Source organism: Sphingomonas sp. CCH10-B3 (assembly GCF_001556185.1).
GTDB classification, from domain to species: Bacteria; Pseudomonadota; Alphaproteobacteria; order Sphingomonadales; family Sphingomonadaceae; genus Sphingomonas; species Sphingomonas aquatica.
In genome coordinates, this window is record NZ_LSIJ01000095.1 from 1 (window position 1) to 12,712 (window position 12,712).

General features: G+C 68.3%; 10 protein-coding genes. 9 read left to right on the top strand and 1 reads right to left on the bottom strand.

Translation table 11 applies throughout. The annotated features are described in order from the left end of the window. The 7 genes from AX672_RS15310 to trxA all read left to right on the top strand — a co-directional run. On the top strand, nucleotides 1-1,602 hold a 1,602-nt coding region (locus tag AX672_RS15310; RefSeq protein WP_066652800.1), incomplete at its 5' end, for a sensor histidine kinase. Next, on the top strand, nucleotides 1,599-2,042 hold the full coding sequence (gene tsaE, locus AX672_RS15315) for a tRNA (adenosine(37)-N6)-threonylcarbamoyltransferase complex ATPase subunit type 1 TsaE (protein ID WP_066652803.1): 444 nt from the start codon (nucleotides 1,599-1,601) through the stop codon (nucleotides 2,040-2,042). The genes AX672_RS15310 and tsaE, both read left to right, overlap by 4 nt. Beyond that, nucleotides 2,027-3,001 carry an aminoglycoside phosphotransferase family protein gene (locus AX672_RS15320; RefSeq protein WP_231731392.1) on the top strand — a complete coding sequence of 325 codons (975 nt, stop codon included), beginning with the start codon at nucleotides 2,027-2,029 and terminating at the stop codon, nucleotides 2,999-3,001. Before tsaE ends, AX672_RS15320 begins: the two co-directional genes overlap by 16 nt. Next, the gene (locus tag AX672_RS15325; protein WP_066652805.1) at nucleotides 2,998-3,759 is read left to right on the top strand and encodes a nucleotidyltransferase family protein; all 762 of its coding nucleotides are present in this window, start codon (nucleotides 2,998-3,000) and stop codon (nucleotides 3,757-3,759) included. Before AX672_RS15320 ends, AX672_RS15325 begins: the two co-directional genes overlap by 4 nt. A gap of 21 nt (nucleotides 3,760-3,780) precedes the next feature. Continuing rightward, complete coding sequence (addB, locus tag AX672_RS15330) at nucleotides 3,781-6,741, top strand: double-strand break repair protein AddB (protein WP_066652807.1); 2,961 nt, start codon at nucleotides 3,781-3,783, stop codon at nucleotides 6,739-6,741. Next, on the top strand, nucleotides 6,728-10,141 hold the full coding sequence (gene addA / locus AX672_RS15335) for a double-strand break repair helicase AddA (protein WP_066652809.1): 3,414 nt from the start codon (nucleotides 6,728-6,730) through the stop codon (nucleotides 10,139-10,141). The genes addB and addA overlap by 14 nt, the downstream gene beginning before the upstream one ends. Nucleotides 10,142-10,227: 86 nt before the next feature. Continuing rightward, a complete protein-coding gene (trxA, locus tag AX672_RS15340) occupies nucleotides 10,228-10,548 on the top strand; it encodes a thioredoxin (protein WP_066652811.1) in 321 nt (106 codons plus the stop codon). 9 nt (nucleotides 10,549-10,557) lie between these two features. Here the strand turns inward: trxA and argJ are convergent, their stop codons facing one another. Further along, complete coding sequence (argJ, locus tag AX672_RS15345; RefSeq protein ID WP_066652814.1) at nucleotides 10,558-11,778, bottom strand: bifunctional glutamate N-acetyltransferase/amino-acid acetyltransferase ArgJ; 1,221 nt, start codon at nucleotides 11,776-11,778, stop codon at nucleotides 10,558-10,560. A gap of 56 nt (nucleotides 11,779-11,834) precedes the next feature. On the opposite strand from argJ, the gene AX672_RS15350 reads away from it, so the two are divergent. After that, nucleotides 11,835-12,353, top strand: coding sequence for an energy transducer TonB (locus AX672_RS15350; protein ID WP_066652816.1), 519 nt, complete (start codon nucleotides 11,835-11,837; stop codon nucleotides 12,351-12,353). 97 nt (nucleotides 12,354-12,450) lie between these two features. Next, the gene (locus AX672_RS15355) at nucleotides 12,451-12,705 is read left to right on the top strand and encodes a hypothetical protein (protein WP_066652818.1); all 255 of its coding nucleotides are present in this window, start codon (nucleotides 12,451-12,453) and stop codon (nucleotides 12,703-12,705) included. Nucleotides 12,706-12,712 lie beyond the last annotated feature (7 nt).

The window sequence follows — 12,712 nt, forward strand, 5'->3', positions numbered from 1 at the left end:
CCCGCCACGATCGGCGGCGCGCGTCGTATGCTCAACGTGTTCGACGTGCCGTTGCCGGGCGGCGGCGTCGCGGGTTTTGCGATCGACATCGAGGATCTGGAGCAGGCACGCGCCGCGACCAAACGCTTCGCCGATGCGCAGCGCGAAATGCTCGACCGGCTCTCGGCGGGGGTCGCGCAATTCGGCAGTGATCGCGCGCTCGTCTTCTGCAACCAGCCGTTCCAGCGCCTGTTCGCGATGAAGCCCGAATGGATCGCCGATCGCCCCGAGTTCGACCGCGTGCTCGAACGGATGCGCGAGGCGGGGCGCCTTCCTGAAGTGCGCGACTTCCCCGGGTGGAAGGCGGAGCGCCGCGAATGGTTCCTCGCCGCCGATCACCGGATCGAGGAGCCATGGCATTTGCCCGGCGGCGATCATCTGCGGGTCGTCGCACAGCCGCTGCCCGACGGTGGGCTGCTGTTGATCTTCGAGGATCGTACCGAACAGGTCCAGCTTGCGACTGCGCGCGACACGCTGCTGCGGGTGCGGACGGCGACCTTCGACACATTGTTCGAAGCGCTCGGCGTCTTTGCGGCGGATGGCCGGCTTCAGCTATGGAACAACCGTTTCCGCCAGACACTTGGGCTCGACGAGACATTTCTGGCGGGGCATCCGCGAGTCGATGTGCTCGCCCAGGCTGCAGCGGCACGGCTGGCCGCGCCCGGCAAAGCCGTGCTGATCAGCGAGATGGTGCGATCGGCAACGCTCGACCGGCAGCAGCGCGGCGGCAGCCTGGCGTTCGCCGACGGGCGCCATTTCGATTTCGCCGCCGTGCCGCTGCCCGACGGCAATGCGCTGTTCACGATGCTCGACGTGTCCGACAGCCGCCGGATGGAGCAGGCGTTGCGCGACCGCAACGAGGCGCTTGAAGCGGCCGACCGCGTCAAGAACGCGTTTGTCGCCAATATGAGCTATGAACTGCGGACTCCGCTGACCTCGATCAGCGGCTTCGCCGAGATGTTGCAGGGTGGCTATGGTGGCGAGTTGCCGCCCACCGCGATCGATTATGTGAAAGCCATTCTCGAGTCGGTCGAACGGCTGGGCACGCTGGTCGACGATGTGCTCGACCTGACGCAGCACGGCGAGCGCGGGGCCGTGGTGGAGCTGAGCGCGGTGGCGCAAGCCGCTGCCGACAAGGTCATGCCGCTTGCCAAGGCGCAGAAGCTCGACTTTGCGGTCGAGATCGATCCGTCGCTTGGCCAGATCGGCGGCGATGCGGCGCGGCTGACGCAGGTCGTCGAAAATCTGCTGCGCCACGCGATCGCGGGAACACAAGAACGCGGTCGCGTGCTGTTGCACGGCGACGGCACGGCGGAGGCCGCGCGCATCGTTGTTTCCGACAATGGTCGCGGCATGACCGCCAAGGCGATCGCGCGAGCGTTTGATGGGTTCGCCACGCCCGCAGCGACACGCGGCAGCGACCGGGCGCTCGGGCTCGGCCTGCCGCTCGCCAAGCAGTTCGTCGAAGCGCATGGCGGTACCGTGACGCTGATGTCCGAACGCGGGCAGGGGACCGTGATCACGGTCACGCTGCCGCGCACCGGGGCGCCGCCATCAGCATGATCCAACTCGCCGATCCCGCAGCCTCGGCAGCATTTGGCGCGTGGCTCGCCGAACATGTCGCGCCGGGCGACGTGATTGCGCTGTCGGGGCCGCTGGGCGCCGGCAAGACGAGCATCGCACGCGGGCTTCTGGCCGCGCTGGGGCTTAAAGGCGAAGCGCCGAGCCCCAGCTTCGCGATCGTCCAGCCCTATGACCCGCCCGAGGTACGGTTGCCGGTGCTGCACGTCGATCTCTACCGGATCGACTCGCCCGATGAACTGGCCGAACTCGGCCTCGACGAAGCGGCGCAGGACGCGCTGTTGGTCGTCGAATGGCCGGAACGTGCGGGAGAGAACTATTGGCCCGACGCGCTCTGGCTGACGATTGCCGGCGATGGCGCCGGACGGCGCTTGACAGCGCAGGTGCCCGAGGGTTGGAGAGCGCGATGGGCGCAACGCTGACCGAGCCTGCCGGCGCGCGGGCATTTCTCGATTCGCATGGCTGGGGTGGCGCAAGCCTGATACCGGTCACGGGGGACGCCTCGTTCCGGCGCTATTTCCGAGTGGTCGATGATGAACGCCGGGCGATCCTGATGGACGCCCCGCCGCCCGAGGATACCGGGCCGTTCCTGCACATCGCGCGCTGGCTACACGCGCAGGGCTTTGCTGCGCCCGAAGTCTTTGCGGTCGATACGGCGCAGGGCCTCGCGCTGATCGAGGACTTCGGCGACGATCGTTTCCGCGAGGCGGTCGATGCAGATCCGGCGCGCGCGCCCGATCTTTACCGCGCTGCGGTCGATGTGCTGGTTGCGCTCCACCGGGTCGCGCCGCCCGAGGTTGAGGCTTATGATCACGCAGCGCTCGCCGAACGGACGCTGCTGCTGCCCGACTGGTATTGTCCGGCGGTTGGCATCGCTCCCGATCTCGCCAGCTATGCGCAGGCATGGGACGCGGTGCTGCCGCTTGCCGATGCGGCTAACCCGGTGCTCGCGCTGCGTGATTTCCACGCCGAGAACCTGATGCTGCTCGGCGATGGGCGGATCGGGCTGCTCGATTTTCAGGATGCGATGACCGGCCATCCGGCCTATGATCTCGTGTCGTTGCTGCAGGATGCGCGGCGCGATGTCGAGCCGGCTATCGAAGCGGCAATGCTCGATCATTATCGTGCCGTGACCGGGGCAAGCGAGGATTTTCTGACCGCCTATCATGTCCTCGGCGCCCAGCGGAACACGCGCATCGTCGGCGTTTTCACCCGGCTGTGGCGGCGCGACGGCAAGGATCGCTATCCGGCGCTGTGCCCGCGCGTTTGGGGCTATCTCGAACGCGATCTGGCGCATCCCGCGCTTGCCCCGGTAAAGGCCTGGTTCGATGCGACGATCCCCCCTGCCAAGCGCGGCGACCCGATGTTGATCGGCGCATGACGGCGCTCAAGACGCTCGCGCTGCGGCCCAATCCGGCCGCGTCGGTGCCCGAAACCGCGATGGTGATGGCGGCCGGGCTCGGCAAGCGCATGCGTCCGCTCACCGCTACGCGCCCCAAGCCGCTGGTCGAAGTTGCGGGCAAGCCGCTGATCGACCATGTCTTCGATCGGCTCGCGGCGGCTGGCGTCAAGCGCGCGGTGGTCAACGTCCATTACCTCGCCGATGCGCTCGAGGCGCATCTGCGGCGCCGTGACGACGGGATCGAGCTGCTAATCTCCGACGAGCGCGCGCAGTTGATGGAAACCGGTGGCGGGCTGGTGCAGGCGCGCGACCTGATCGGCGACAAGCCGTTTCTGACCGTCAACAGCGACAATCTGTGGATCGACGGCCCGATCGACGCGATTCGTGCGCTGGGTGCCGCATGGGACGACGACCGGATGGACGCGCTGCTGCTGATGGTGCCGCTTGCGTGGGCGCATTGCCACGGCGGGCGCGGCGATTTCCATCTCGACCCCGCAGGCCGCATCACTGGGCGGCGCAAGCCCGGTCGGCCGGCACCCTTCGTGTGGACCGGCGTCCAGATCCTGTCGCCGCGCCTGATCGCGGATTGGCCCGAGGGGCCGTTCTCGACCAATTTGTTCTGGGACCGGGCGATTGCGGCCGGGCGAGCTTATGGCATCGTCCATAGCGGGCTGTGGTTCGACGTCGGCACGCCTGCCGCGATTGGCCGTACCGAAGCGATTCTCGCCGATGGCTGAGCCTGGGGCGAGCCAGCGATAGTGGCGCGGGGCCGGCCCCAGCTTTACACCATCCCTGCGCATCGGGCCTTTGCCGATGCGCTTGCGGCCGGGCTGATCCGGCGTTTCGGCGGCGAGCCGATGGGGCTCGCGCGCGGCCTGCTGCTGCTGCCCAACCGCCGCGCGGTGCGCACGCTGGCCGATGCCTTTGTCCGCGCCAGCGGCGGCGCGTTGCTGCTGCCCCGGCTCGTCGCGATCGGCGATGCCGAACTGGGCGAAGCGATCGGCGCGGCGCTCGATCCGGCTGATGACGAGAATCCGCCACCGCGCGCGATCGATCCGCTGGCGCGGCGGATGATCCTGGCACGGCTGGTGAGCGACGCCCGCGCGCGCAGCGGCCAGCCGATCGATGCCGCCGAAGCCGTGCGGCTTGCAGGCGAGCTGGCGCGCACGCTCGATCAGTTGCTGGTTGAGGAAATTGCGCCCAAGCGCCTCGCCGAGATCGACGTCGGGGCAGATCTGCAGGACCATTGGCAGCGCGCGCTCGACCTGTTCGGGATCGTGCTCGACGATTGGCCCAAGGCACTCGCGCGGCGTGGTGCGATCGATCTCGCGACCCGGCGCGGCCTGCTGCTCGACCGGTTGGCCGCGCGCTGGCGGGCGGCGCCACCGCCGGGGTTTGTCTGTGCCGCCGGAATCGGCTCGGCCGCGCCTGCACTCGCCCGATTGCTCCGCGTGGTAAGCGAATTCCCGCAGGGGTTGGTTGTTTTCGCCGATCTCGCAACCACCATGGCGGGTGAGGAATGGGATGCGCTCGGCCCGCTGCCGCCGGACGCGAGCGGACGGCGCCCGCGTCCGATCGAGACGCACCCGCAATATCAGCTCAAGCTGCTGCTTGCCCGCATGGGCGTCGCGCGCGGCGAGGTTACGCTGTGGCGCGACGGCGGTGGCCCTGATGCCGGCTCGATCCGGGGCCGCGCGGTCGCCAATGCGCTGGCACCGGCCGAGTTCACGGACAAATGGACCGAATTGTCGGCGGTCGAGCGGCGCCTGACGGGGGTCCGCGCCGTCGAACTGGCGACACCCGCTGAGGAAGCGCAGGCAATTGCGCTGGCGCTGCGCGAAGCGCTCGAGACGCCGGGGCGGACCGCCGCGCTGGTAACGCCCGATCGCGCGCTCGCGCGGCGCGTCGCGGCATTGCTTGCACGCTGGGGCATCGCGATCGACGACAGCGCCGGACGACCGCTCTCGATCCTGCCACCGGGGACCTTGCTGACGGTACTGGCCGAAGCGGCAGCACAGCGCTTTGCGCCGCTGGCGCTGCTCGCGCTGCTCAAGCACCCGCTGGTCATGAGCGGCGACGGGCGACTCGCGTGGCTTGAGGGGGTACGTGCGCTCGATCTCGCGCTGCGCGGGCCGCGACCGGCGGCGGGGCTCGACGGGATCGATCGCCATCTGGCCGAGGGCGACGATCGGACGGCGGCGATCCGCCGTGAAGCGGCAGCATGGTGGCCCGCCGCACGTGCGCTGCTCGAATCTGTCGCCGCGCTGTTCGACGGCGGCGACCAGCCGCTCGATGTGTTGCTCACGGGCTTGCGCGACGCGGCGCAGGCGCTGTGCGGCGATGCACTATGGGCGGGACCGGCGGGCCGCGCTGCTGCGGACCTGCTCGCCGATCTCGAAGCCGAAGCGGGTGAGGGACCCGGCGTCGTCGCGCCCGATGCGCTCGCGCCGCTGCTGCGCACGCTGATGGACGACGTGTCGGTGCGTCCCCCGCAGGGCGGCCACCCGCGCCTTGCCATCTATGGCCTGATTGAGGCGCGGCTGCAGACCGCCGACCTGATGATCCTTGGCGGGCTCAACGAAAATGTCTGGCCGGGCCAGCCCGCGCCCGATCCCTGGCTCGCTCCGCGCATCCGCGCCGAACTCGGCTTGCCGGGGCTCGACCGCCGGGTTGGTATGGCCGCGCATGATCTGGCGAGCGCGCTCGGCGCGCCCGAAGTGCTGCTGACGCGCGCGCGCCGCGATGCGAAAAGCCCGGCGATCGCCTCGCGCTTCTGGCTGCGGCTGGAGGCGATGACCGGCGGGATGGAGCGCGACCACCGCCTCGCCGCCTGGGCGCGGCTGCTCGATGATCCCGGCGCGCACGAACCGGCGAAGCGGCCCGCGCCGTCGCCGCCGCGGGCGCTGCGCCCGACGCGGATTTCGGTGACCGAAGTCGACCGGCTCAAGGCCGATCCTTATGCCTTTTACGCGCGTCAGTTGCTGAAGCTCGCCGCGCTCGATCCGGTTGATGCCGATCCCAGCGCGGCGTGGCGCGGCACGGCAGTGCATGCGATTCTGGAGGCGTGGGGCAAGGCCGATGGCTTCGCGCCTGACCAGCTATTGCCGCGCGCCCGTGCGCTGCTGGCGGATCAACGCACCCACCCGATGATGCGTGCGCTGTGGCAACCGCGGCTGCTGGAAGCGATCGCCTTCATCGCGAAGGAAATCGAGGCAATGGCCGATCAGGGCCGCAGCGTGATGGCGCTCGAGCACAGCGGCGAAATCACGCTCGCGGGAGTGACGCTGAAGGGCAAGGCCGACCGCATCGATCGGCTTGCCAACGGTGCCGTCGGGATCGTCGATTACAAGACCGGCAAAGCGCCGTCGCCCTCGGCCGTGCGCGCGGGCTATAGCCTGCAACTCGGGCTGCTCGGGCTGATTGCCGAACACGGCGGATTCGGGGGCATTACCGGCACGGCAGGCGCCTTCGATTACTGGTCGCTCGCCAAGCACGGCGACGAGTTCGGCAAGATCACCAGCCCGGTCGATCCCGAGGGCAAGCGCGGCAAAATCGTCACTGCCGAGTTCACGGCGCTCGCGGCGGCGACCTTTGCCGACGCCGCCGGGCAATGGCTGACCGGCGACGAACCCTTCACCGCGAAGCTCCATCCCGAATATGCGCCTTACGCCGATTATGATCAGCTGATGCGGCTCGACGAATGGTATGGCCGTGGCTGAGGACAAGAAGCTCCCCAAGCTGCTCGGCAATCAGGCGCGGGCGAGCCTGCCCGATGAACATGTCTGGCTGTCGGCTTCGGCGGGGACGGGCAAGACGCAGGTTCTGGCCGCGCGGGTGTTTCGCCTGCTGCTGCGGGGCACCGACCCATCGGCGATCCTGTGCCTGACGTTCACCAAGGCGGGCGCTGCCGAAATGGCGGGGCGGATCACCGCGCGGCTGGCAGCGTGGGTGCGGATGCGCGACGAGGCGCTCGGCCACGATCTCGCCGCGCTCGGCGAAGCGCCGACGCCCGAGCTGCGGGCACGCGCGCGCACGCTGTTCGCCAAGCTGCTCGATGCGCCGGGCGGTGGCATCCGCATCGCGACAATCCATAGCTTCTGCCAGGGGCTGCTCGCCGGTTTCCCGATCGAAGCCGGACTCGTCCCGGGTTTTCGCCCGATCGAGGGCCGCGAGGAAGCCGTGCTGATGCGCGAAACGCTCGCCGAACTGCTGGTCGATGCCGAACGCGACGGGCGGCTCGGCATCGTCGAGGCGATCGGGGCGCTCAGCGTGCGGCTCGGCGAAGGCGGGGCGGAAGAGTTCCTTCACGCCTGCGCGCGCGCGCCGGCCGCGCTCGCGGAATTGCCGACCGGGCTACAGCCGTTCGTGCGTGCCAAGCTCGACCTGCCGATTGGCGACATCAACGACGTCCTAATCCACGCCTGCACCGACGATGAATTCGACGTCGATGCTGTCCACCGCCTGGCAGCCGCCAATCGTGCTTGGGGGACAGCCAGTGGCGGCAACCACGCCGATATCGCCGAATGCTGGATCGAAGCGACGCCCGCCATGCGCGCGACGATGCTCGAAGATTTGAAAGCGATCGGCTTCACGCAGGCGGGCGAACCCCGCAAATTTTCTGCCAAGCTGCTCGCCGCCGACCCCGATTACGCCGAACTGGCGATTGACGTCGCGACGCGTTGCATTGGTCTGCTCTCGCTGCGCCAGCGTGCGGCTTATGCCGATCTGCTTGCGCGCGGGCTGGAGGCGGGGCGGGCCTATGCCGATGCCTATGCGCAGGCCAAACGGCGCCTTGGCGTCGCCGATTTCGACGACCTGATCCGCGCGACCGTCGCGCTGCTCGAACAACCGGGCATGGGCGACTGGGTGCGTTACAAGCTCGATTTGGCCACCGATCATGTACTGGTCGACGAAGCGCAGGACACCAACCCGCGCCAGTGGCGGATTGTGCGGGCATTGGTCGATGAGTTTTTCGCCGGCGAAGGCACCAAGGGCGAGACCGCGCGCACCTTGTTCGTGGTCGGCGACCACAAACAGGCGATTTTTGGGTTTCAGGGAACCGATCCGATCGCCTTCCTGGCGGCGGAGCTGCATTTCGGCGCCAAGGCACGCGCTGCCCGCGACGAGGCCAAGGGCATCGGTACGCCATTCAGCCGCCTGTCGCTGACGCACAGCTTCCGTTCGACTCGCCCGATCCTCGAATTTGTCGATGCCGCCATCGCCCGCATCGACGCGCCGGGGCTCGGCGTCGACGAGCTTGCAGCGCATGCCAGCGAAGTTCCCGGACCCGGTACGGTCACGCTCTGGCCCCCGGAGACGGGCGCGACCGGCGATGCCGATGAAGAGGAGTGGATCGGCGACGCGACGCGCGCGCTCGCGACCAGGATCGCACGCCAGATCAAGGCTTGGCTCGATCCCGCCAATCCGCTGATGCTCGAATCGCAAGGGCGCGCCTTGCGGCCCGAGGATGTGATGATACTCGTCAAGCGGCGCGGCGAGCTGGCGGCGCTGATCGTCGCGCGGCTCTATGCCGAAGGCGTGCCGGTCGCCGGGGTCGACCGGCTGCGCCTCAATGCGCCGCTGGCAGTGCGCGATCTGCTCGTGGCGATCCGCTTCGCACTTCAACCCGATGATGATCTGTCGCTCGCCAGCCTGCTCGTCTCGCCGCTGATCGGCTGGAGCCAGGATGACTTGCTCGCGGCCGCCGTGCCGCGCCGCACCAGCCTGTGGCGCCACTTGCGCGCGCAGGTCGATGCCGAACGACTGGCGCCGCTTTACGACCTGCTGGCGCGGGCCGATTTCTCGACACCCTATCAGCTGCTCGAGCATTTGCTGTCAGGGCCGCTTGATGGGCGGCGCAAATTGCTCCGCCGGCTCGGGGCAGAGGCGCGCGACCCGATCGAGGAACTGCTGAGCGCCGCGCTCGACTTCGAAGCGCGCGCGACGCCTTCGCTTCAGGCGTTTCTCGATTGGTTCGATCGTGGCGAGGTTGAGATCGTTCGCGACCCCTCGACGCCGCTCGATGCTGTCCGCGTGATGACCGCGCATGGCGCCAAGGGGCTGCAGGCGCCGCTGGTGCTGCTTGCCGATGCCTGCGTCGATCCGGGCAGTGCACCACGATCGCTGCTGCGCTGGTCGGTTGATGCTGAAAGCGACCCGTTGCCGATCTTCCGGCCCAAGGCCACCGAACGCGGCGGGCCGCTCGACGCGGTGGTTGAACAGGCCGCTACCCGCGATCTGGAGGAACATTGGCGGCTGTTCTACGTCGCCGCCACCCGCGCCGAGGAACGGCTGGTGATCGCCGGTGCGCTGGGCCCGCGCGCGCAGGGCGTGGCGCCGCCGTCGAGCTGGTACGCAGCCGCCGACCGCGCCTTCGCGGCGCTAGGCGTGGAAGGGGATGGCGAGCGCATTTTTCGCGGCACTGGGCCGACCGGCCCTGCTGCAGCGCCGAAGCCCGCTGGCAAGCCCTCAGCGTCTGCCGAACCAGTCCCGGACTGGGCGCGCACGCCTGCGCCGATCGAAGCCCGGCCGCCGCGTCCGCTTGCGCCATCGTCGCTCGGTGGTGATGAAGTGAGCGATCCGCCGCCGACGCCGACACTGCGCGCGGCGGCGGAGCGGGGGCGGCTTATCCACGCGCTGCTGGAACGGTTACCCTCGGTGGCGCCCGAAACGCGCGCAGCCGCGGCCGAGCGCTGGCTTGCGACAACGGGCGGCGTCGCCGACATCGCGAATCGTACGGCTATCGCAACCGATGTGTTGCGCGTGCTGGAAGATCCTCGTTTCGCCGAGCTGTTCGGCGCCGAAGCGCTTGCCGAAGCGCCGATCGCCGCAGTGATCGACGACGGCATCGTCGTGTCAGGGACAGTCGACCGGTTGCTGGTCCTGCCCGATTGCGTGCGCGTCGTCGATTTCAAGACCGGCCGGCGCGCCCCGACGACGTTGGATGAAATTCCGCCCTATCATCTGCGTCAGATGGCGGCTTATGTCGCCGCGCTTGGCGTGATTTTCCCCAAGCGGCGTGTCGAGGCGGCGCTGCTCTACACAGCCGCGCCGATAATGTTCACCCTTCCCAATACCTTGCTCGCTGCGCCCAAGCCGCGCTTCGAGGCGGCCCAATAATGCTTTCGGCAAGACGCTTGAGCGCGCGTAACCACGGTCCTAAATCGTGCGTAACGGGTGTCATTACCCGAACAGGAGTTACCTTAATGCCAACCATCGCAATCACCGACACCAGCTTCGAAACCGACGTGCTGAAGGCTGAAAAGCCCGTGCTCGTCGATTTCTGGGCCGAATGGTGCGGCCCGTGCAAGGTCATCGGCCCGAGCCTCGAGGAAATTTCGGACGAGCTCGCCGACAAGCTGACGATCACCAAGGCCAATCTCGACGACGCGCCCGATGCGGCGACAAAATATGGCATCCGCACGATCCCCAACCTCGTGCTGTTCCGCGGCGGCGAGGAAATCGCCCGCTTCAGCCGCGCGGCTCCGAAGAGCCAGATAAAGGCCTGGATCGAAGGCAACCTCTGAAAGCTGTCTTCAGCTCCGGTAATCGGCGTTGATGCTGATATAGCCATGCGTCAGGTCGCACGTCCAAATGGTCGCGCGGCCTGACCCGAGGCCGAGATCGACGCCGATGTCGATCTCCTGACCCTTCAAATGCGCGGCGACGGGCGCCTCGTCATAGCCGACTACCGCGAGGCCGTTCGCCGTCACCTGCGTATCGCCGAAGCGGATCGATAACTTGTCGCGATCGGCGGGTTCGCCGGCTTTGCCGACCGCCATCACGACGCGGCCCCAATTGGCATCCTCGCCCGCGATCGCGGTCTTGACCAGCGGTGAATTGGCGATCGACAGGCCTATGCGGTGTGCCGACCGGTCCGATTCGGCGCCGGTCACCTCGATGCGGATGAACTTGGTCGCGCCTTCGCCGTCGCGCACGACGAGATGCGCCAGCTTCAGGCAAAGCTCCTCAAGCGCCGCGCGGAAGGCGTCGGCGCCTGCCTCATCGTCACTTGCTAGCACCGCGTTACCCGCCTTGCCGGTCGCGAACGCCAGCACGGTGTCGCTCGTCGAGGTGTCGCTGTCGACCGTGATGCATGAAAAGCTGCTGCGGTTCGCCGCCAACAGCGCCGATTGCAGATAGGCCGGGGCAACAGCGGCATCCGTGAAGATGAAGCCGAGCATCGTCGCCATGTCGGGGGCGATCATCCCTGATCCCTTGATGATACCGACCAAAGTGACGATGCGGCCATCAACCACGGCCTGCGTCATCGCGCCCTTGGAGAACGTGTCGGTCGTGCCGATCGCGGCAGTTGCCTCAGCCCAGTCGCAGGCGGGCGCCGCAAACGCCGCATCAAGTCCTGCTTCGGCCTTGTCGATCGGCAGCGGCACCCCGATCACGCCGGTCGAGGCGATGAACACGTCCGAGGGCTGGCAGCCGAGATGCTGCGCGACGCGCCCGGCAATGGCCTCGACGGCGGCAATACCTCGGTGGCCGGTGAAGGCATTGGCATTGCCGGCATTCACCACCAGCGCGCGCGCCGACCCCAGCACCAGCGCCTTGCGACACCAGTCGACCTCGGGCGAGGGGCAGCGGCTTTGGGTCAGCACGCCCGCGACGCTCGTGCCCTCGTCGAGCGCCACAAAGGTCAGGTCGCATCGGTCCCACGTCTTGTACCGCGCGCGGGCGACGCGCGGCGCGACACCCGCGACGGGCGGCAGATCGGGAAAGGGCAGGGCAAGCGGGGAGGATGACATGCGGGTCGGCTCTGGTTTAGAGAGAGGGCGGGGCGTTGGTCGAACAGGGTGTTAGAGTGGCAGCAGTCGAACGCAAGACGATGTTGGCGGCGATCGCGCTCGGCATGGCAGCGCTCGCGCTTGCCGCCACTGCCGATGCCGCGCCATCGGGCAAAACGCGCGCCAAGGCGACCGTCAAGCCACGCCCTGCCGCCGCCGCCAAGCCGGCTGCGCCGACGCCTACACCCGCACCGACGCCGACGCCGACACCAGTCGCATCGGGCACCGATCCCGAGCCGGTCGGCGTGCTCGCCGATTGGTTTCCGGCGGATTCCTACCCGCAGCAGGCGCGGGCGAAGGGTGTCGAGGGGCGCGTGACCTTCGCGCTCGACATCGACGCGCTCGGGCGGATCACCCAGTGCCATGTCATCGAAGGCAGCGGATCGGACTTGCTTGATTCGGCGACCTGCACGCAGGCGATCATCAACGGTCGCTTCCGTCCCGGGCGTGATGCTGCCGGCAAGCCGGTCGCCAAACCGTGGCGCTCGACGATGCGCTGGAAGCTGGCTGAAGGATTGGCTTCAGGCGACGAGTGATGCGCGCGGCTTCTGGGCCTGTGGCGCACAATGGATTTAAGTTGGACGTTCGGTTCGGCAATGCTTATGTCGCTCGCGTGCTAGTCATCGTCCTGTCATGAACCTGCTGCTGATCCTCTCGGCCTTGCTTTCGGCGCTTTCGGGCGTCGGATCGGCTGCGCGCCCGGTCGTCCCGCAGGCGCTGACCGCGCAAGTCATCGGCGCATCCGTCGCCGCGCATGCGGCGTCGGTCCGGCAACAGCGACCGGCGCAACCGCATCCCCGCCGCGTGCAACTGGCCGCCTCGCCGCGCCTGTCGGTGCTGGATCTGGCCGTCGCAGAGCCCATTTTCGCACGTCGTCGGCGCGAATAGCGCGGCC

What these genes read in the sequence shown, in the direction of transcription:
- tsaE (WP_066652803.1), top strand. Translation starts at nt 1,599, where the DNA reads ATGATCCAACTCGCCGATCCCGCAGCCTCGGCAGCATTTGGCGCGTGG.
- AX672_RS15325 (WP_066652805.1), top strand. Translation starts at nt 2,998, where the DNA reads ATGACGGCGCTCAAGACGCTCGCGCTGCGGCCCAATCCGGCCGCGTCG.
- AX672_RS15320 (WP_231731392.1), top strand. Translation starts at nt 2,027, where the DNA reads ATGGGCGCAACGCTGACCGAGCCTGCCGGCGCGCGGGCATTTCTCGAT.
- trxA (WP_066652811.1), top strand. Translation starts at nt 10,228, where the DNA reads ATGCCAACCATCGCAATCACCGACACCAGCTTCGAAACCGACGTGCTG.
- AX672_RS15355 (WP_066652818.1), top strand. Translation starts at nt 12,451, where the DNA reads ATGAACCTGCTGCTGATCCTCTCGGCCTTGCTTTCGGCGCTTTCGGGC.
- addA (WP_066652809.1), top strand. Translation starts at nt 6,728, where the DNA reads ATGGCCGTGGCTGAGGACAAGAAGCTCCCCAAGCTGCTCGGCAATCAG.
- argJ (WP_066652814.1), bottom strand. Translation starts at nt 11,778, where the DNA reads ATGTCATCCTCCCCGCTTGCCCTGCCCTTTCCCGATCTGCCGCCCGTC.